The organism is Flavobacterium arcticum, from assembly GCF_003344925.1.
Lineage (GTDB): Bacteria > Bacteroidota > Bacteroidia > Flavobacteriales > Flavobacteriaceae > Flavobacterium > Flavobacterium arcticum.
The window spans coordinates 1846549-1868558 of the sequence record NZ_CP031188.1 but is presented as its reverse complement, the minus strand read 5'-3'; the positions used below and the strand labels follow the sequence as shown (position 1 = coordinate 1868558).

General features: G+C 36.3%; 18 protein-coding genes and 1 tRNA gene. 2 read left to right on the top strand and 17 right to left on the bottom strand.

From position 1 onward, the window contains the following. Positions 1–3 precede the first annotated feature (3 nt). The 16 genes from DVK85_RS08435 to mraZ form a co-directional block, all read right to left on the bottom strand. Positions 4–2754, bottom strand: coding sequence for a T9SS type A sorting domain-containing protein (locus DVK85_RS08435; protein WP_114678018.1), 2751 nt, complete (start codon positions 2752–2754; stop codon positions 4–6). Positions 2755–3266: 512 nt separating this feature from the next. Then, a tRNA-Arg gene (locus tag DVK85_RS08430) sits at positions 3267–3340 on the bottom strand. Between the two features lie 74 nt (positions 3341–3414). Further along, complete coding sequence (locus tag DVK85_RS08425; protein WP_114678017.1) at positions 3415–3864, bottom strand: GatB/YqeY domain-containing protein; 450 nt, start codon at positions 3862–3864, stop codon at positions 3415–3417. Between the two features lie 91 nt (positions 3865–3955). Next, the gene (gene ftsZ, locus DVK85_RS08420; RefSeq protein ID WP_114679020.1) at positions 3956–5908 is read right to left on the bottom strand and encodes a cell division protein FtsZ; all 1953 of its coding nucleotides are present in this window, start codon (positions 5906–5908) and stop codon (positions 3956–3958) included. Between the two features lie 15 nt (positions 5909–5923). Next, a complete protein-coding gene (gene ftsA / locus DVK85_RS08415) occupies positions 5924–7303 on the bottom strand; it encodes a cell division protein FtsA (protein ID WP_114678016.1) in 1380 nt (459 codons plus the stop codon). 3 nt (positions 7304–7306) lie between these two features. After that, positions 7307–8029, bottom strand: a complete 723-nt coding sequence (locus DVK85_RS08410) for a cell division protein FtsQ/DivIB (protein WP_114678015.1) — start codon at positions 8027–8029, stop codon at positions 7307–7309. Continuing rightward, positions 8016–9368 (bottom strand): UDP-N-acetylmuramate--L-alanine ligase, encoded by a 1353-nt coding sequence (gene murC / locus DVK85_RS08405; protein WP_114679019.1) that lies wholly within the window; start codon positions 9366–9368, stop codon positions 8016–8018. Before murC ends, DVK85_RS08410 begins: the two co-directional genes overlap by 14 nt. 32 nt (positions 9369–9400) lie before the next feature. Continuing rightward, entirely contained in the window at positions 9401–10495 is a 1095-nt protein-coding gene (gene murG / locus DVK85_RS08400; protein ID WP_114678014.1) for an undecaprenyldiphospho-muramoylpentapeptide beta-N-acetylglucosaminyltransferase, read from the bottom strand. A gap of 35 nt (positions 10496–10530) precedes the next feature. Next, the gene (locus DVK85_RS08395; RefSeq protein WP_114678013.1) at positions 10531–11841 is read right to left on the bottom strand and encodes an FtsW/RodA/SpoVE family cell cycle protein; all 1311 of its coding nucleotides are present in this window, start codon (positions 11839–11841) and stop codon (positions 10531–10533) included. Between the two features lie 81 nt (positions 11842–11922). After that, on the bottom strand, positions 11923–13260 hold the full coding sequence (gene murD, locus DVK85_RS08390; RefSeq protein ID WP_114678012.1) for a UDP-N-acetylmuramoyl-L-alanine--D-glutamate ligase: 1338 nt from the start codon (positions 13258–13260) through the stop codon (positions 11923–11925). Position 13261: 1 nt separating this feature from the next. Further along, the gene (gene mraY / locus DVK85_RS08385) at positions 13262–14491 is read right to left on the bottom strand and encodes a phospho-N-acetylmuramoyl-pentapeptide-transferase (protein ID WP_114678011.1); all 1230 of its coding nucleotides are present in this window, start codon (positions 14489–14491) and stop codon (positions 13262–13264) included. Between the two features lie 4 nt (positions 14492–14495). Next, positions 14496–15959 carry a UDP-N-acetylmuramoyl-L-alanyl-D-glutamate--2,6-diaminopimelate ligase gene (locus DVK85_RS08380; RefSeq protein WP_162845336.1) on the bottom strand — a complete coding sequence of 488 codons (1464 nt, stop codon included), beginning with the start codon at positions 15957–15959 and terminating at the stop codon, positions 14496–14498. Then, on the bottom strand, positions 15956–17956 hold the full coding sequence (locus DVK85_RS08375) for a penicillin-binding protein (RefSeq protein ID WP_114678010.1): 2001 nt from the start codon (positions 17954–17956) through the stop codon (positions 15956–15958). The genes DVK85_RS08380 and DVK85_RS08375 overlap by 4 nt, the downstream gene beginning before the upstream one ends. Then, on the bottom strand, positions 17947–18294 hold the full coding sequence (locus DVK85_RS08370; protein ID WP_114678009.1) for an FtsL-like putative cell division protein: 348 nt from the start codon (positions 18292–18294) through the stop codon (positions 17947–17949). Before DVK85_RS08370 ends, DVK85_RS08375 begins: the two co-directional genes overlap by 10 nt. Before the next feature lie 2 nt (positions 18295–18296). Then, on the bottom strand, positions 18297–19205 hold the full coding sequence (gene rsmH / locus DVK85_RS08365; protein WP_205431369.1) for a 16S rRNA (cytosine(1402)-N(4))-methyltransferase RsmH: 909 nt from the start codon (positions 19203–19205) through the stop codon (positions 18297–18299). Then, the gene (mraZ, locus tag DVK85_RS08360; protein WP_114678008.1) at positions 19180–19653 is read right to left on the bottom strand and encodes a division/cell wall cluster transcriptional repressor MraZ; all 474 of its coding nucleotides are present in this window, start codon (positions 19651–19653) and stop codon (positions 19180–19182) included. Before mraZ ends, rsmH begins: the two co-directional genes overlap by 26 nt. Positions 19654–20059: 406 nt before the next feature. Between mraZ and DVK85_RS08355 the strand changes: the two genes are divergently transcribed. Next, the gene (locus tag DVK85_RS08355) at positions 20060–20857 is read left to right on the top strand and encodes an alpha/beta fold hydrolase (protein ID WP_114678007.1); all 798 of its coding nucleotides are present in this window, start codon (positions 20060–20062) and stop codon (positions 20855–20857) included. A 36-nt stretch (positions 20858–20893) separates the two neighbouring features. Further along, a complete protein-coding gene (gene yihA, locus DVK85_RS08350; protein ID WP_114678006.1) occupies positions 20894–21514 on the top strand; it encodes a ribosome biogenesis GTP-binding protein YihA/YsxC in 621 nt (206 codons plus the stop codon). Here yihA and DVK85_RS08345 read toward each other — a convergent pair. Next, positions 21511–21978 (bottom strand): GNAT family N-acetyltransferase, encoded by a 468-nt coding sequence (locus DVK85_RS08345; RefSeq protein WP_114678005.1) that lies wholly within the window; start codon positions 21976–21978, stop codon positions 21511–21513. The genes yihA and DVK85_RS08345 overlap by 4 nt on opposite strands. Between the last annotated feature and the right edge of the window lie 32 nt (positions 21979–22010).

Sequence of the window (22010 nt, the reverse complement as noted above, 5' to 3'; positions counted from 1 at the left end):
GGATTATTTTATAATAACTTGATTAGTAACTGTTCCTTCAGAAGTTGTAGTCCTGATTAGATAATTTCCTGAAGATAATAGTATAAGTGGGAGTTTATAGCTTGATTCACCTTCGATATTCTCCTGATGTAATATGGCACCTGTAGCACTGAAAATTTCTACAGTTCCTGTAAAAATTTTGCTGCAGCTAATTTCATAATAAAAAGTTGTGCTATGTTCTACTGGGTTAGGATATACTTTAGTCTCTAGGGTTACTAATGGAGTGGTTTCTTCAGATACTTCAGGTTCATTATTTTCAGTAGAGGAAAGCCTACTTTCTGTAGGAGATATACCTCTTATATAGGTGTTTTTGACTAAACCAAATATATTACTTGTAGAACAACCGTTATTTAGATTAGTTATAACCAATTCATAGTCTATAACAGCCGTTCCCAAAGGGTATGGGTTACTCTCGTCTGTATAAACTTGGACTGCAGGATCATATAAGCCTATAGATTGCCCGTCTAAGTACCATTCGTAACTAACATTAGGGTTAGTAACCATTAAAGAACCATCTATTATTGCTCCTGGACATTGATAAATTGGGTAGTCAGGACCCGCAGTTGGTGAACACTGGTTGTTAAGCTGAGATATTAAGTCTAGTTCAATACCATCTAATGGACTTACAACATCTACATTTAGTACAATTTCATCTCCATTTCCGTCCTGTATAGTTACAATATTATTACCAAAATTGACTTCATCAATAAAAATATTTTCAGAATTACTTGCTGTAAAAATATCAGTAGTTACATCAGCATTAGCATTATGTATATGCACACTATATGTATTTACTCCTCCACTTAAATTAAGTGTAATTGAACCTGTATTCTCTCCACATGAGCTTTGCGGTAAAGCAGTTGCGGTAAAATCGTAACTAAGCGTAATCTCATCCCAATCTTCACATATATGGTTACCGCTCATTACTTCAACCCTATAGGTACCTGGCTCAGTAGCTAACAATAATGGATCAAAATATTCAAGTAACTCATTATTAAAATACCATTTATATGTTGCATCAGGGTCGCTTTGACTAGCATCAAGTGTTACTTCCTGTAGGTTTTGATTCAATACTATATCATTACCAAAATCAACATCTATTTGCTCTAAATCAACTTCTATTGTTGTATTTGCTTCATTACTATAAGAATCTATTACATGAACGGTATAGGTGTCAGAAGCTATAGCATCAAAAGTCATAGTGTTTTGATTTATATCGAAAGTTTCATCATAACCCGATGTGTTAGTTATATTAACATAATAAGGTGCTAGCCCTCCTGTAATTACTACATTAGATTTGATGATTTTGCCATCACAATCTGGCTCAAACCGAACCTGAACAATCATCTCAGGACCTACCCCAAAAGTAAATTGATCATAAATATTATTGTCAGTGTCAAAAAACACATCTTCAAAGTAACCAATATCAATTCCAGACATACTTGCAGTTTCATAATAATCAACATATTGACTATTAAAGTCAGACACCTGCTGGTTATTGACATCTTTATCGTGCAACATCCAGAGTTTTAATGTAGGATTATCATTTAATGCTTGTTTTAATACACCTAGTCCAACTCCTAAATAAAGTTCAAAATAAACCGGAATATCAGTTGCTTTCTCACCTGTATTTTGAGACAACCACTTTGTGTTGAGTGTACGGACATTAAAATCATTTACAGTCTGTAAACCATCTGTCTGATTATTATCTCCAAAAACAATAAAATTATGATCATCATCAATACTAACAAGTTGTTGTTTATCAGGATTCGATGCTTGCAGTTCACCTACAGATGCAATTAGATAATTTTTAAAATGTGAACTTTCACTTTGTAGTTGATTGAGTCCTGAAATGTCATCTCTTCCGATACCAAAAATGCGGTTCCAAAACAATGTGTTCTCTTTATTCCAGAAAATTATATTTTTAGAATCTCTGTAATTCGTAGCCCCATTTTGTATGAGAGTTACACCATACTTTAGAGCAAGATATGATTCGACTCTATTACGCTGATTATATGTAAGCTCAAAAGGAAAAGATATAAATTCAGGGAAATTTCCTGAAAAATATTCAGCTAATACTGCGGGTATGTTTTCTTCTTGATTAGGAGGATTGACATAGCTCTTTCCAATAGAAAACTCTGTTTCACCTTCCTTACCGTAGCTTTTCAACTTATTGTTAAGTTGGTATAAGTTCCACTTGTAAAAATTTATATACACTTTATTGCGCTCATACGTCAAAACGTTTTTATTAATAAGCCCATTTTTATCAGAAAAATCAAACCGATTACCTACAGGAGGACTTGTTATAGGGGGAGTATATAAATCAGGAGTCCATGCTGTAGTAATATGTGAATACGTTTCTTCATCTTCATTTGGTAAAGGCTCTTTTGGCTCTCCTACAAAAAAGATATTTCTTGCTGTAGTATTTTCTAAAGGTGCTTTATAAAAAAGGCATAGTTGGGTAGTCGTAAGCGAAGGATTAAAATTAAACAAACTGTTTTGTTGATCCTGCATACAGGTTTTTAAAATTATATAATTGTAATCTGTACTATGATTTTTAAAGAGAGAGGTCGCTAAATGATCATGATTTACCATATACCACATCTCTGCACCTGCAACACCTCCTGGGAAACATTCCTGACTCTGAGTTTGAGAAAAAGAGTTTAAGGTAAATAAAAGGAATGTCAGAATTGAATTTGCAAGGTATTGTTTCATAAGTAATAATTTGTTGGAGAATTATAAGTTCGGCAATTCTAATGAATTCCTACGAGCCTCACAAGGTTTAAGTTAAAATTTAATTAGCGGTAACATTATTATAATAATTTGTTAAAAAACATAATAATTATAAATAATAAACACAGAGTATGTTTTAAAAAATACAGAACTTAATAAACTCATAGTAAAACACATAATAAAAACTATGTGTAATATTTTCATACTAATACAAAAATGCAAACGCACTAAATGGTATGTAACTTTTTGTATTTCTAATTCTGTTATAGAAAACCATATAGGGTATAAACGAAAAAAAAAATCATTAATCAATTCTTATAAGGATTTTTCATATTAACTTCCCACTATAATTCATTGGGTAGTTTGTTGCAATAATATGAGTTTGCATAATGTGAGTTTTTTTTAACGCATCCCCCTAAAACAGTAATGGCGTGAAACATACATCTTTTATGATGCAGCTTCACGCCTATATTGTATTCTCGATATGCTATTTGTGACTCCGAAGGGATTCGAACCCCCAACCCTCAGAGCCGAAATCTGATATTCTATCCAGTTGAACTACGGAGCCATTTTTAGATTCTTTTGATAAATATGATTAAATATTTTATATCAATCAACTAGTCTGACAATCTAATATTCTATTTATACTAACGATTTCTTCACTACTGTAGATATCGTTTTACCATCCGCTTTACCAGCAAGATCTTTAGAGGCTATACCCATAACTTTGCCCATATCTGCCATACCAGAGAAACCATTATCAGCAATAATCTTTTTAACAATCGCTTCAACTTCTGCTTCAGACAATTGTGCTGGCAAAAATTTTTCAATAACAACTACTTGTGCCAACTCAGGGTCAGCAAGGTCTTGACGCCCTTGTTCTATATATATAGCAGCACTATCTTTACGCTGTTTTACTAGCTTTTGCAGTAACTTTATTTCATCTTCTTCAGCAATTTCTTCTTTAGAACCACTTTCTGTTTGCGCAAGCAATATGCCCGATTTTATAGCTCTTAATGCCTCTAGTGCCACAGTATCTTTTGCTCTCATAGCATCTTTCATAGCAGCCATGATATCTGTTTGTAAACTCATAGGGTACAGTTTTATAAATTATGCCAGCGAAGATAAAAAAATAACCCGAAAATAACATTATATTTTCGGGTTAAGAATAAGGTTGAGTTAGTTAATCTACGTTATCATGAAGGAACGAATTGTTAGATCGCAACTGTATATCATCGTTACTATCTGTCCCTAATGAAAAGCGTGATTTACTGTTGTCTACTCTCGATTCATTTAAGTCGATACCCATTCGTTTATATGCAGGTTCTTTCTCTATCTCATCGACTTTAGATGAATTGTTATGGAATTTATAATTAAATTCTTTCATCTTTTTCCTGCGCTCTTCTGCTCTTACTCGAAGTGTTTCCTCTATAGTCATTTCTACAGGAGAAATATCCTCTTGTAAAGAAGATTTAGACTCTTCTGGTTGCGCTGTTTTCTTAAGCGTAAAATTCATCTCTTCGCTTACAGGCTCTTCTTTTTTAGCTTCTGGCTTAGATTGTAATAGCTCATTTTCTTTTTCAAGATAATCTTCAAGTGAGTAGCGCACTACCCCTGTTTGATTTACCTCTGTAACAGGAACTACACGCACAGGCTCATTTACCTTTATGTCGCGAGTTTCTTCTGTAAGCTCAAAAAAGTGTTTGTCTTCTTGGTTTGCTTTAGCTGCTACTGGCTCAAAAGGAAGTTGTATTTGATCTTCTTTTTCTACAATTACAAATTCAGGTTCATTTACTTCGATCTCCCTAATATCTTTTACTTCTTGTGCTTCAACCTCTGCTTTTGGAGAAACTATTTCAAAAAACACATCCAAACCATTAATAAACTCCGAAGACGGCATTTCATCTGCTTCCGCCTTCGCTTCAGGCTTTTTTTCGGTTACTTCATCCTCTAGAGAATAAACCACCTTTTCCTGCTCCTTAACAGGTTCTTCTTCTTTAACTTCCTCCTTAACATTTTCAGTAGCTGCTGGTGCAGAAAAATCAAATGAAGGCAATGATGATTTTTTTGATAAATCAGTTACCAACTTTTGCTCTTCTTCAAGCGCATGTATTATTTTTTTAGGCTCAGTATTTACTATCTCATCTTGCTGCTCCACGTTAAAACCTGTAGCAATAATAGTTACAGCAATAGACTCACCCAAGGTTTCGTCTTCACCCACACCCATAATAATGTTAGCATTAAAGCCAGCTTCTACCTGTATGTGGTCATTAATTTCACCTATCTCATCTATTGTAATCTCGTTAGTACCTGAAACAATAAGTAACAATACATTTTTAGCACCTGTTATCTTATTATCGTTAAGTAACGGCGAATCTAGCGCGCTTACTATAGCATCTTTTGCACGACTTTCTCCCGTAGCAACAGCCGACCCCATTATAGCTGTACCACTGTTAGACAGTACTGTTTTAGCATCTTTAAGGTCAATATTCTGCGTATAGTGGTGTGTAATTACTTCGGCAATACCTCGTGAGGCTGTTGCCAATACTTCATCTGCTTTAGAGAACCCTGCTTTAAAACCAAGGTTACCATAAACTTCTCTTAGCTTATTATTATTAATAACAATTAAAGAGTCTACTTGTTTTCTAAGCCTTTCTACTCCGGATAACGCTTGTTCGGAGCGAACTTTGCCTTCAAACTGAAAAGGTATAGTAACAATACCTACAGTAAGGATATCTCTTTCCTTAGCCAGTTGTGCTATTACTGGTGCAGCACCTGTACCAGTACCACCACCCATACCTGCTGTGATAAATACCATTTTGGTATTTGTATCTAGCATTTTCTCTATTTCTTCTATACTTTCTAATGCAGCTTGCTGTCCTACTTCAGGATTGGCACCCGCACCAAGCCCCTCGGTAAGATTTACACCAAGTTGTATTTTATTTGGCACACCTGTGTTTTCTAATGCCTGAGAATCGGTATTACAAACTATAAAGTCTACACCTTTAATTCCCTGCTTAAACATGTGGTTAATTGCGTTACTACCGCCCCCACCTACACCAATTACTTTGATAACGTTTGACTGATTTTTTGGTAAATCAAACGAAATGCTTCCAAAATCTGAATTGCTCATCATATCCATCGGGTTTTTTTATTCTGCGTTATCTAAAAAATCTTTAATCTTATCTATATACTTATCGAAAAACGAACGCTTTACGCGCTTTTCTGTCGACTCTACTTCTTCTTCACGTTCCTGTGCTATTGCCTTTTCAAGCTCCTTTTCTTCAAATACAGGCTCTTCTATAGTAGTAGCCACAGGCTGCTGTGAAGCAGGTTTTTGTAACTCTACAAGAGGTGTTGCACTCCTTGTATTGTTATGAATACTATTCATTACTAAACCTACTGCTGTAGCATAAAGTGGGCTTGATATCTCCTCGTCAGAGTCACCTGCCAAATGCTCATTAGGATAACCTATACGGGTATCCATACCTGTAATGTACTCTACGAGTTGCTTAATGTGCTTTAACTGCGAACCGCCACCAGTAAGCACTATACCCGCTATCAGTTTTTTGCGAGGGTCTTCATGTCCATAAGCTTTTATCTCAGCAAAAACCTGCTCTACAATCTCTACCACACGGGCATGAATTATTTTAGAAAGGTTTTTAAGTGATATTTCTTTTGGCTCACGCCCTCTTAACCCAGGAATAGAAACAATTTCATTATCCTTATTTTCTCCTGGCCATGCTGAACCGAATTTCACTTTTAGCAATTCTGCTTGTTTTTCTATAATAGAACAGCCTTCTTTAATGTCTTCGGTTATTACATTACCTCCAAAAGGTATCACTGCCGTATGACGGATGATACCATCTTTAAAAATTGCCAAATCAGTAGTACCACCACCTATATCGATAAGTGCTACACCAGCTTCTTTCTCTTCTTGACTCAAAACTGCATCTGCCGAAGCAAGTGGCTCAAGTGTAAGTCCCGAAAGGTCTAAACCTGCACTTTTAATACATCTGCCGACATTACGTATAGACGATGCTTGCCCTACTACTACATGAAAGCTAGCCTCTAGCCTACCGCCATACATACCTATAGGCTCTTTTATTTCGGTTTGCCCATCTATTTTAAACTCTTGTGGCAATACATGTATAATTTCTTCTCCTGGCAACATTGCCAATTTGTGTACCTGATTGATAAGCAAATCGATATCTTCTTCACCTATAACTTCTTCTGGGTTATTCCTACTAATGTAGTCGCTATGCTGAATACTACGGATATGCTGTCCCGCGATACCCACTACTACATCGTTTATTTTATAACCTGAGTCTGCCTCAGCTTCTTGTACCGCCTCTTGTATCGACTGTATGGTTTGGGTAATATTATTAACAACACCTCTAGCCACACCAAGGCTTTTAGATTTGCCAACGCCCAAAATTTCCAACTTTCCATATTCATTTTCCTTGCCTATCATTGCAACAATTTTTGTTGTTCCAATATCTAAGCCTACTGCAATGCTGTCTTTTTCCATATCCTATTTTTTGGTGCACACAACCTGTTGTGTAAATTTCAGATTTATTGTTTTGTACTGCCCTATCATACTATCCTTTGTAGCATCTTGTACAAATGCCATATAATTCTTAAACTTTCTTTCAATATTAAGTGGTCGCCCAAACATTATATCATAGTTATACCCCCTGCTCATCATCTTCAGGCTACCATTAGGGTTCACTTGTATACCAATAATGTTTTTCTTTAAGAAATCGTTGTTGAACAAATACAACAAAAGCTCCCGTAGCTTTTTACTTTCTATTTTATCTACCGCACCCGTTACTAACGGAACACGTGCTGTATAGCTTTCAGAAAGTGGCATTTTATCGCCATTACGATCAATATAATATGAATTTGAATTTTCATACACTCTCGCAATCGGCGTTTTTTGCCTTATCACCGCCTTCAATTTCCCGTCTATTGTAGCGTAAACCTCTGCTTTCTCAATCATTGGATTATCGTCAAGAGACTTTTCCAGCTTATTCAAATCTAATTTATCTTTCCTTACATCCGTAACGTTGACATAATTTTGTATCAACAACTTATTAACTTTATCACGGGTTATAAAATACTCCGTTTCTTCAAATGTTATTCCCGCTTCTTTTAGCCATCTTGTCTCGTTTCGTTTTCCCGAAAAAGAGTAAAGGAAAACTACCACAAGTAGCATAACTACAAGCCTTACGTTATTCCAATTAATTTTTTTCATTCAAAACTTTTTTAATTTCAGGTACTAATTCCCCAATATCCCCCGCGCCTATGGTAACAATTACCGAGGCATCGTTTTTTTTCAATAAAAGCAGTAAATCTGCCTTACTCACTAACTTTTTGTTAGGGTTCTCCATCATATCTAACAGCCATTGCGAAGTCACTCCCTCAATAGGCAGTTCGCGTGCTGGATAGATATCCAACAGCACTACATTCTCGAAAGCAGAAAGACTCTTGGCAAACCCTTCTGCAAAATCTCTTGTGCGGCTAAAAAGGTGCGGTTGAAATATTGCTAATATTTTCTCTTCTGGGTATAATTCTGTTACTGCCTGGTGTACCGCATCTATCTCTGTAGGGTGGTGTGCATAATCGTCTATATACACCAACCCTTTTTCTTTTATCTGATATGAAAATCTGCGTTTTACTCCTTTAAATGATGCTAATGCAGCCACAATTGCACTTGTTTCTACCCCATAGGTAGCTGCCATAGCAAATGCCAACAAAGCATTACTAAGATTGTGCCTACCTGGTAAGGCAAATTTCACTTCTTTAACCGTCTCGGTTGGGGTTACTATATCAAATACATACCAACCGTTTTGTATGCTAATGTTGTTAGCAACAAACTGTGCATCATCTTCTATGCCTACTTGTACTGCCTCTAACGGAAGACCCGTAGGCACAAAAAGGTGTTTCTTATTTTCAACTTTAGCAGCAAATTCTCTGAAAGAATCTTCTATTGCTGCTGTATCACCATATATATCTAAATGGTCTGCATCCATACTGGTTACACATGCAATATTTGGGTGTAGGTATAAAAAAGAACGATCAAATTCATCTGCTTCTACTACCGTAACCGTTTTACCGCTACCAATAAGATTAGTATTATATCCTTCTACCACACCGCCTAAAAATGCGGTAACATCTACTCCGCTTTTATACAACACGTGACCTAATATACTGGATGTTGTAGTCTTTCCATGTGTACCTGCTACTGCAAAACAATAAGTCCCCTTAGTTATAACACCCAATACTTCTGCACGCTTTTTTATATTGAAGCTATTAGCAACAAAATAATTCCATTGTATATGGTTTTTAGGCACGGCAGGAGTAACTACTACCAGCGTAGTCGCTGTATCAAGAAAAGCTTTATCAATATGCTCTATTTTATCATCAAAATGAATTGCAATACCCTCTGCCTCTAATGCATTCGTCAACTGCGTTGGGGTACGGTCATAACCTGCTACATTTTTGCCTATGTGCTTAAAATAGCGCGCTATGGCACTCATGCCAATACCGCCAATTCCTATAAAATAGACATTATGTATGTTATCTAATTGCATATTCATTTTTAACTTCTTCGTTGCTAAACTGTTTACTTTTCAAGCAACTTTATTATCTCTTCTACTATATCGTTAGTGGCATTAGGCTTGGCGAGTTCCTTTATACTCTCGCTGAGCTTTTGCCTTTTCTCTTCATTCTTTAACAAATCTTCAAACACAGGTTGAAACTGTGTATCTAACTGGCTTTCTTTCAGCAACAATGCTCCGTCTTTGTTAACTATTGCTTCGGCATTTTTCGTTTGATGATCTTCAGCTACATTTGGCGAGGGTATAAACACTACTGGTTTGCCTACTATGCATAGCTCTGAAACCGACGATGCTCCTGAACGCGATATAACCATATCGGCAGCTGCATACACCAAATCCATTCTATCAATAAATGAAAGCACTTGCACGCTCTCTCTTTCTCCATAATGGCGGTACTCTTCAAAATAGAATTTACCACACTGCCATAGTACCTGTACATTTTGCGCCTCTAGCCATGTTAGCTCTTTGGCGATAAGTTGGTTTATACGCCTTGAGCCAAGACTACCCCCCAATACTAATAAGGTTTTCTTTTCAGGGTCAAGTCCATAAAACGCTATAGCTTCTTTTCGTTTTTCATCTATCGATATAAGGTCTTCGCGTACAGGGTTACCTGTTACAACAATCTTCTCTTTGGGAAAAAATCGTTCGAGACCTTCATAAGCTACACATATTTTTTGAGCCTTTTTAGCCAACCATTTATTAGTAATACCTGGATAGGAATTTTGCTCTTGCACTACCGTTGGCACATTAAGCGATTCGGCTGCCCTTAATAAAGGACCACTTGCAAAACCACCTGTACCTATAACCACATCGGGTTTAAATCCTCTTACTATTTTACGCGATTTAAACAAACTACTTATTAACTTGAAAGGAAACATAGCATTATCTAGCGTCAGCTTTCGCTGAATACCCGCTATCCAAAGTCCTTTAATTTCATAGCCTGCCTGTGGTACTTTTTGCATCTCCATTTTATCTTTCGCACCTACAAAAAGTATCTCGCAGTCAGGAAAACGACGCTTCAATTCATTTGCAATAGCTATAGCAGGATAGATATGTCCTCCTGTACCACCACCACTTAATATGAATTTTTTATTGCTCATTTTCTATTCTTCTTCTATTATATATTTACCAAAACCTACTTACCCATTACGGCACTCATAGGGTTTTTACCTTTATCTTTTATACTGTAAGATGGTTCTTCAACATCCGTTGCTTGCGCTTCCTCTTCTTGTTTTTCTCTCAGTATATGTTCATCTATTATTTGTTTCAAGGCTGCATCACGCTCTTCTTTCTCGGCTAATTCTTGAGCAACCTCTTCTTCTTTCTTCGTTACACTTATAATGATTCCTATAGCGATACAAGTCATCCAGATAGAGCTACCTCCACTACTTATCAATGGCAGCGTTTGTCCTGTTACAGGCAACAACTCTACGGCTACACCCATGTTAATAAGTGCCTGAAATATTATTGGGAAACCAAGTCCTACTATGAGCAGTTTACCAAACAGACTATTTGTTTTGTGTGCAGATACTAAAAATCTAAAGAAGAGCATTAAGTATAATAGTAACACCGCAAGACCTCCTACTAAACCATATTCTTCTACAATTATGGCAAATATAAAATCGGATGATGACTGTGGCAGAAAGTTCTTCTGTACACTTTTACCGGGCCCTAAGCCATATACTTGACCTGTAGCAATGGCTATTTTTGCTTTTTCTATTTGATAGTCATCTTCATTGGGCACATCGGTAGTAAAGCGTTCTATACGGCTCATCCAAGTATCTACCCTATTAGGCATTGCTTTTGGAAAAGCTATAGCAAACAGTACAAATAATGTAAGCCCTGTTACCCCTATACCTATTATCATTGCCAAATAACGCATAGGATATTTACCAACAAAAACCAACATACATACCATAGCAAACATAAGTGCTGCCGTAGAAAAGTTAGCTGGTAATATTAATGCTAGTATTATAAATACTGGAATCCATAGCTCAAAAAATGATGATTTGAAGGTAAATGGTTTATCTTCAATCTTAGCTAGGTAACGCGCTACATATACCATGAGCACTATCATAGCTAATGCCGATGTTTGGAAGGTTACCCCTATAAACGGAACTTTTATCCAACGGCTGGCATTTGCCCCGCCTATAACTGTACCTTGCATGAAGGTAAATAGCAGTAACAAAGCGACTATAGGCATTGCTATTTTAGACAACGCCCTGTAGTAATGATAGGGTACTTTGTGCACAAAATATATTAATGCAAAACCAATAAATATATGAACAAGGTGTTTAACCAAATAACCAATGGTAGAGCCCTTGCCTATTACGTACACAAGATTAGTACTTGCGCTAAAAACAGGCATGAACGATATAAGAGCTAGTAGCATTACAAACGACCAGATCCCTTTATCTCCCTTTAAGTTATTGATTAATTCTTTCATTTTAACTTTAGCTTATCGCTTATTGTATAGTAAAGCTATCTTTACCGATTGCTTCGTCGTACCTACTCGCAATGACGGTACTTATAAGTTTTGTACAGCAGCTTTAAACTGTCTGCCTCTATCTTCATAATTTTCAAACAAGTCAAAACTTGCACATGCTGGCGATAACAATACTGTATCGCCTTTTTCGGCAATCTTTTGAGCAATTTTCACTGCCTCGCTCATACTTGTAGTTTCTACCATTACATCTACCACATTGCCAAATGCATTAATTATTTTTTGGTTATCTACCCCAAGGCATATTATTGCTTTTACCTTTTCATTAACCAACTGCATTAATTCGTCATAGTCGTTACCTTTATCTACACCACCTACAATCCATACAGTAGGAGTTGTCATACTGTCTAGCGCAAAAAACGTAGCATTTGTATTTGTTGCTTTACTATCATTTATGTATTGTACATTTTGTATTTTAAGCACTTTTTCTAAACGGTGCTCTACACCCTGAAAATCAGAAAGACTTTCCCTTATGGTTTGTTTCCTGACACGCATAAGTTTTGCAATTGCAGATGTTGCCATAGCATTCTTTACGTTATGATTTCCTTCTAATGATAATTCGTTTATTGGCATCTTAAATTCCTCCTCGTTTATATTGCTTAAAATTGTATTCTGTTCTATATATACCCCTTCTTTATTGTTGCCCGAAAGCGAAAAGGGTATTTTTTTTGCTTTAACTGTATTTTGTTTTAACCACTTTGTTATTGCTTCATCATCGGCATCATATATCAAATAATCATCTTCTGTCTGGTTCTTTGTTATCCTGAATTTTGCCGCGATATACAATTCATAATTATATTCATATCGGTCAAGATGATCAGGACTTATATTTGTTATTACCGCTATATGTGGCTTATAATTGACAATACCATCTAATTGAAAACTGCTCAACTCTAACACATAAGCATCATGCTTATCATCGGCAACTTGCCAAGCAAAACTCTTACCTATATTACCTGCTAGTCCTACGTTTAACCCAGCTTGTTTTAGCACATGGTACGTTAACATGGTGGTCGTCGTTTTACCGTTACTACCTGTAATACCTATAGTTGTTGCTGTTGTAAATTGAGCTGCAAATTCTATTTCAGAAATTACAGGTACACCCTTCTCTTCTAACAACTTTACTATAGGTGACTTATCTGGTATGCCTGGGCTTTTCATCACTACATTAGCATTTAATATCAGTGCCTCGGTATGCTTTCCTTCTTCCCAGTCTAGTTTATTAAGTGCAAGAACTTCTTTATAACTTTCTTTTATCTTTCCAAAATCAGATACAAAAACTTCATATCCTTTTTTCTTACCGAGTATCGCAGTACCCACACCGCTTTCTCCGCCTCCTAGTACTACCAGTCGTTTTGCCATACTATCTTAGTTTTAATGACACTAGCGAAAATATGGCTAGCATTATGGCTATAATCCAAAAACGGGTAACAATTTTGCTTTCGTGATACCCCTTCTTTTGGTAATGGTGATGCAAAGGCGCCATCAAGAAAATCCGTCGCCCTTCACCAAATTTTTTCCTTGTATATTTAAAATAACTTACCTGTAGTACTACCGATAAATTCTCTGCTAGGAATACTCCACATAATATTGGAATAAGCAATTCTTTTCGTACTGCTATTGCCAGTACTGCTATTATACCACCTATGGTAAGACTACCTGTATCGCCCATAAAAACCGATGCGGGATAGGTGTTATACCAAAGAAACCCTACTAGTGCCCCTACAAAAGCCGATATATAGACCGTCATTTCTCCCGAGTTAGGTATATACATTATATTCAAATAATTAGAGAATATAATATTACCCGAGACAAAGGCGAATATACCCAGCGTGAGTACTGCTATTGCAGATGTTCCTGCTGCGAGCCCATCTATACCATCTGTAAGGTTAGCACCGTTAGATACTGCTGTTATAATGAATATTACAACAGGTATGAATATTAGCCATGCAAAATCTTTATAATTATCGCCCGCCCATGAAAGCAGCTCGGCATAATCAAACTCATTATCTTTAAAGAACGGAATAGTTGTGGCGGTAGATTTTTCTTCTGTTGGCATTGACGAAAAAGTAGTTTGTTCTGTTGCAGCATAAATATCTACTTTAGAGGTATCTGTACGCACTGTAACACCTGGGTGAAAATAAAGCACATAGCCTACTATAAGCCCTAGACCTACTTGACCAATAACCTTAAACTTCCCTTTAAGCCCTTCTTTATCTTTTTTAAATATTTTTATATAATCGTCTATAAAACCTATTGTTCCCATCCATAGTGTGGTAACAATAAGTAGCATTACATATATATTATCTAGCTTAGCGAGCAATAGTACTGGTATAAGCGTAGCTACTATAATAATAAGCCCTCCCATAGTGGGTGTACCTGCTTTTTGTGTTTGCCCGTCAAGACCCAAATCTCTTACAGTTTCACCTATTTGTTGTCTGCGTAAAAAGTTGATTATTTTTTTACCAAAAACAGTAGAAATTAGCAACGATAGTATAACCGCCATACCCGAACGAAACGTAATGTATTGAAAAACACCCGCCCCTGGAATATCTAATTGTTTGTCTAAGTATTCAAATAAATAGTATAGCATACGCTTATTTGTTTAGTTGTGCTAATAGCTCTGTTACAGTTTCCATATCATCAAAATGATTGCGGATACCTTTAATCTCTTGATAGGTTTCATGCCCTTTACCTGCAATGAGTATAATATCATTAGGGCTTGCCAGTTGACAGGCTGTTTTTATAGCTTGTTTCCTATCTACAACTGCTATTGTTTTTTTATAATTTTGAGGTTCTACCCCTTTTTCCATATCTTCTATAATCGTCTCAGGCACTTCATTTCTAGGATTGTCTGATGTAAAAATCACCTTATCACTCATAGACGATGCTACATGCGCCATAATAGGGCGTTTGGTTGTATCTCTATTACCCCCGCAACCTACTACCGTAATAAGTTGTTCATTTCTAGTACGTATAGCATCTATAGTTTTTAATACATTTTCTAACGCATCGGGTGTGTGAGCATAATCGACTATGGCTGTTACTTTGTTTTCTGAAACAATAAATTGAAAACGTCCTGAAACACTTTCTAGCTCACTCATTAACCGTAATACTTCTTGACTTTCTAAGCCTAAGTTTACCGCAGCACCATATATTGCTAACAGGTTATAGGCATTAAATGTACCTATAAGCTTTACCCACACTTCCTGCTCGTTTATTTTTAACAACAACCCTGATAGTTGGTTTTCTAATATCTGAGCCTTATAATCGGCATAGGTTTTTAATGCATAGGTTAACTTTTTTGCTTTTGTGTTTTGCAACATCACCATACCGTTCTTGTCATCACCATTAATCAATGCAAAAGCAGTAGTAGGTAACTCATCAAAAAATCGCTTCTTTACATCTCTATACTCTGCAAAACTGTTATGATAGTCTAAATGATCGTGCGAAAGATTTGTAAATATTCCGCCCACAAAGTGCAACCCTGCTGTCCTGCTTTGATGTATGCCGTGCGAACTCACTTCCATAAAACAGTACTCTACACCCACATCTGTCATTTCTTTCAAATACTTGTTTATAGTAAGCGAATCGGGGGTGGTGTGTGTGGCTTTATATTCAGTATCACCCACCATTATTTTAACAGTAGATAATAAACCTGTTTTATAGCCTGCATTTTTAAATAACTGATATAGTAACGAAGCTATGGTAGTTTTACCATTAGTTCCCGTTACCCCTACTAGCTTTAAGTTTTTAGATGGCGTATCATAATAGTTAGAAGCCATAAATGCTAATGCTTCTTTTGAGTTCTTAACTCTTACATACGTAACCCCTTCAACTTCGTTTTCAGGTAATGTTTCGCACACGATGGCAACAGCACCTAGGCTTATTGCTTTTTCTATATAATCATGCCCGTTAGACTGTGTCCCTACTATAGCCACGAAAGCATCTCCAAATGATACCGTTCTAGAATCAAAAGTTATGGCATTAACCATTACATCGGTAGTGCCTTTTACGGCTTCGATAGCAGTTTTATATAATATGTCTTTTAATACCATCATAATAAATTCAGCACTATAGTTTGACCTTTTCTAAGTGGCTCTCCTGACCTTACAGATTGTTTTTTTACCTTACCCATACCTGTTACTTGCACATTAACTCCCATATTACCTAATAAGGCAACGGCATCCATACCACTCATCCCTGCAAGGTTAGGCATAACGTCTTCTGTGTTTTGAGCCTTTTCGTAATAAGAAGCATATAATTGCTCTTGTGCTTCTATTTCTTTGTCTAGCTTTTTTATCTGGTTGGTAGACGGCACATCTGTAAATATCTTTTGGGCTATTCTTTTAAATACAGGTCCCGATACATCGGCACCATAATATCCTTTTCTAATACTAGGCTTATGTATAACTACTATACAAGAATACCGAGGTTCATCGGCAGGAAAATAACCTACAAATGATGATGAATAATACATATTATCGCCTTTACCTCTACCATAATTAACCTGTGCTGTACCCGTTTTACCTGCCATTGAAAAGTTAGGCGAATATAATTTTGCACCTGTTCCGCGTTTTACCACGTTTGCCAGCACATCTTTTACTTTATCTATTGTTTCCTGCGAGCATATTTTTGGGTTTATTACCTCTTTATCAAAGTGCTTTATGGTTTTATTCCACTCTTTAATGTCCTTTACAAATAGGGGGCGCACTAACTCACCATCATTTGCTACAGCATTATAAAATGCTAATGTTTGTAATGGCGTCATCGAAACTCCGTAACCAAAGCCCATCCATGGTAAGGAAAGCTTTGACCATCTTTTATCATCAGGGTTTGGTATATACGGTTTACCCTCTCCTATTATAGAAACCCCTAAAGGTTTATCTAAACCAAAATTGCTAATATGACTTAAAAACTCTTTTGGATTATCTTTATAACTATCATAAACTGCCTGTACTAATACCGTATTAGACGACACCTCGAAACCACGTGCTAAAGATATTTTACCATAACCACCTCTTTTAGAATCTCGTATCTTACGATTAAAATATAGTACCTCTCCATCATGTGTATCATACACCTCGCTGGTATCAACTTTTTTATCTTCTAATAAAGCAATAAGCCCTGCAAGTTTAAATGTTGAACCTGGCTCTTGCGACTCACCTACTGCATAGTTTACCGTTTCGTAATACGAACTATCTTTAGCACGACCAAGATTAGATATCGCTTTTACATACCCTGTTTTGGTTTCCATAACCACTACACAACCATGATCGGCTTCATAATACTCTAACTGCTTCAATAAGGCGTGATGTGCAATATCTTGTATATACACATCTATAGTAGATATTATATCACAACCATCTACAGGTTCTATTTCGTTATCATCACTTATAGGCTTCCATTGGTTTTTAGATATTTTTTGCATCATGCGCTTGCCATTTGTACCATTAAGATACTGTGCAAAAGCTCCCTCTATACCTACCTCTAGGTTTTCTCCCGAATAGCTTAACCTCTCATACCCTATGGTACGCTCGGCAATTTTACCTATTGGGTGCTCTCTTATTGTTTTTTGTTCTGTAATTATTCCGCCTTTATAAGCACCTAACTCAAACAGCGGAAAACTTTTAATACGTATATACTCAGTATAGCTTAATCCTTTTGTAATAAGCAGGTATCTATTTTTAGTATTACGTGCTTTAGTTAATCTATTATAATAGTATAATGAAGGCTTACCCAACATTACCGAAAGTGAATCGGTAAGAGCAGGAAGGTACTCTTCAAAATTTTCTTTCTTTGGTGCAAGCGCATCAAAACGAATAGTGTAATTAGGAATAGAAGTAGCAAGCAAACTACCATCTGCCGAATACACATTACCTCTATTAGCAGGTATAGTAAAGTTGCGCACAGTACGCTCACGAGCAAGCTGACGATAGTAATCGCCCTCTACCCATTGTATGTTGGTGAGTTTTACAGCAACAAGTATAGCCATCACAAAAATTGCGAAGGCTACCAAGTATATCCTGTATGATATTTTTTTATCATCTACTCCCATAACTTACTAAGTGTACTTTTCTGTTCCTCTTTTACTACTTTTATTTTTTTGGGCGGTACCGATGATGGGTATATTTCTCTTTGCTCCATCTTTCGCGCCACAGTCGATTCCATTTTAAGTTCCATTAATTCAGAACGTCTGTCTACAAATTCTGAACGAAGTACTTTTACCTCGTTTTTTAATGCTTCAATACGGTGTATTTTCTGCTCATAATTATGAGCATTAGCTATCATAAGCATGGCTATAAGAACCAAAAACACAATGAAGCCCCAGTTTTTCATTGAGCCTTCATCTACTAGATATTTTGCTTTTAATAAACCGTAAACTCCACCCTTCATAACTATTTTTTTTCTGCCACTCTTAGTCTTGCGCTTCTCGCTCTGTTATTTATCGCTATTTCCTCATCTGTAGGCATAATAAGTTTCTCTATACTTTTAAACGGTACCTCAAAGTTGCCATACAAATCACGTTCGGGCTCTCCTTCAAACATACCGTTACGCATATAGCGTTTTACCAACCTATCCTCTAAAGAGTGGTATGATATAACACTAAGCCTACCTCCAGGCTTTAGCACATCTAACGACTGTAACAAAAATTCTTTCAGCGCATCTATTTCTTGGTTCACCTCTATACGAATAGCCTGATACATTTGTGCTAATATCTTGTTACTCCTATGCGCTGGAAGAAAACGACTCAATACTGATTTTAACTCTTCAGAATTTCTAATTTCTTTCTCCGCTCTTGCGGTAACAATAGTATTTGCTATTGCACCTGCATTTTTAAGCTCTCCGTAATCAAAAAACATTTTTTTCAACTGCGCTTCTTCATATTCATTAATCACACTATAGGCGCTCACATCATTTTTCTTACTCATACGCATATCTAACTCCGCCTCAAATCGAGTAGAGAAACCACGCTCTGCAACATCAAATTGATGCGACGAAACACCAAGGTCTCCCAGTATACCATCAACTGCTTTTACACCATGAAATCGTAAATACCTTTTTAAAAATCTAAAATTCTCAGGTATTAATACAAATCGCTCATCATCTATCACGTTAGCCTGAGCATCCTCATCTTGGTCAAAGGCAAATAGCTTTCCTTTCGTCCCCAAATGTTTCATTATTTCTCGCGAATGCCCACCACCCCCAAAGGTCACATCTACATACACACCATCAGGCTTTATTGCAAGCCCACCTACAGTTTCTTTTAATAAAACAGGATTATGATATTCCATTTTCATCATCATTTATATTCCCCATCACTTCTTCAGCCAGATCTGCAAAATCAACCACTGAATCATCAATAGACTGTTCGTATTTTTCTTTATCCCAAATCTCCACGATATTCACCGCAGAAGACAACACAATTTCTTTATCAATACCCGCAAAAACCACAAGGTCTTTCGGTATCAGTAATCTACCAGCAGCATCAACTTCTATGATTTTTACACCCGCAGTAAATCGCCTTATAAAATCATTGTTCTTTTTAACAAAACGATTAAGTTTGTTGATTTTTTGCATCATTTTCTCCCACTCCGCCATCGGATACAACTCTAAACAAGACTGAAAAACCGAACGCTTTAAAACAAAACCATCATCAATACCCACAGCTAATTGCTTGCGCAAAGGAGCAGGCATCATCAGCCTTCCCTTCGCATCTACCTTACATTCGTATGTTCCTACAATGGTATTCAAGCAGTTAGATTTATCTTGATTATAAAGCAAATATATACATTATTTACCACTTTTCTCCACTTTACCCCACTTTGTTAATAAGTTTTACCACACACCTCCCACCACCTCTAAAAACAAAGCTATATAGCTAACAGGCAGGCATTAAAAAAAATTAAGAGCACGATAAAAAGGGCAAAAAAGCCTTTATTATTCATCAATAATACACCTAGTAAAACACTCACTATTTAAATGCCACATAAGCCAAAAACAACACTCTTTGACGCTGCTCAACAAAAACACATAACAACCTAAAAACAAGATTATTACACAAGGTTATCGACAAAAAAAGAATGCAAGCATACAAAAGACTGTATGTTAAACATTAAAATCATATATTTGTGCTACCTGATATAGTTTATAAACCAAGATGCAAAGCACAAATAAAGAGGGTAAGTACAGCTACTATGAAGTAGGAGAAGGTACACCCATAATAATTTTACACGGCCTAATGGGAGGACTAAGCAACTTTGACGGTGTTGCTGAATATTTCCCTAAACATGGCTACAAAGTAGTTATACCCGAATTACCTATATATACTCAAAGCCTATTAAAAACAAACGTAAAAGCGTTTGCTAAATGGGTTAAAGATTTTATTACCTATAAAGGGTATGATAGAGTTATATTACTAGGAAATTCGCTAGGTGGGCATATTGCGCTATACCACACTAAAATGTATCCTGAAAAAATGCTGGGACTTATTATAACCGGAAGCTCAGGACTATATGAAAGTGCTATGGGAGATAGCTACCCAAGAAGAGGTGATTATGATTACATACAGAAAAAAGCAGAAGCTGTATTTTATGACCCTGCTGTAGCCACTAAAGAAATTGTGGACGAAGTATATGCTATGGCAAACGACAGGCTAAAACTAGTTAAAACCCTTACTATTGCCAAAAGTGCTATACGCCATAATATGGCTAAGGATTTACCAAAAATGCACGTTCCTACCTGTATAATATGGGGTAAAAACGATAATGTTACTCCACCAGAAGTTGCGACAGAATTTCATGAATTATTACCTAACTCTAGCCTCTACTGGATAGATAAATGTGGGCACGCAGCAATGATGGAGCACCCTGACGAGTTTAACACCTTAATGCATGAATGGTTAAAGAAAACCAACTTTACAAAAAAACTACCCACACAAGAAGATACAGACGTATAATTTATTTACACGTCTTATTAACTATAAAATTTTATAATGAAAATTAATACTTCCGAATTTATAATAAGCAATTCTGATGTTAGTAAATGCCCAAAAGAGCCTTTGCCAGAATATGCTTTTATTGGTCGGTCTAACGTTGGTAAATCCTCTCTTATCAATATGCTTACAGGGCGAAATAGTCTTGCTAAAACATCTGGTAAACCAGGAAAAACCCAACTAATAAATCATTTTAAAATAAACGAAAATTGGTTTTTAGTCGATTTGCCTGGCTATGGCTATGCAAGAGTATCTAAAAAAACAAAAGAGGTATTTCAGGGGTTTATTACTGATTATTTCGAAAAACGAGAACAGTTAGTATGTGCTTTTGTATTAATAGATATTAGGCTAGAAGCACAAAAAATAGACCTTGAGTTTATTACCTACCTTGGTGAAACACAAGTTCCTTTTTGCATTATATTTACCAAAGCAGACAAAATAAGTCGTCATAAAATAGCTCAAAATGTAGCTGCTTACCGAAAAGCATTACTTGCTAACAATTGGGAAGAAATGCCACAGCATTTTGTAACATCATCTACTGAAGGTACAGGGCGCGACGAATTATTGCAATATATTGATGATGTAAATCAGGGTATATTCAGCAATCAGGACTTTGTTTAAAAACGTTTTTCCATAAAAAAGTTCGTAAACGTTTGCCCGTTATGTTCTACCTGTTGTTCTCTCACTACAGTATAACCACGTTTTAAGAAAAAAGGTTGTGCCGTAATAGATGCTGCCACAGTTATTATAGTAAAACCTTTTTCCTGAGCATATTCTTCTATAGCAGTAGCAATTTTTGTAGCTACTCCCTGCCCTTGATAGTCTTTATGCACAAACAAGTGGTCGAAATACCCTGTATTATCCATATCGCCAAAACCACAAATAACACCATCACATTCTGCCACCAGCGTATAATGTTGCGATAGTTTTACACCCCATCGTTCAGCATCAATACACTCAGGAGCCCATGCGTTAAGCTGTGCCTTAGTATAATCTTTAGCATTTATGGTATGTACTGTATCTCTAAACAGATTTACAATATGAGATATATCCTCACTTTTGTAATTACGTAATATACTATTCATTATAAAACAGTTCTTTTAAACAAAAAAGCGGC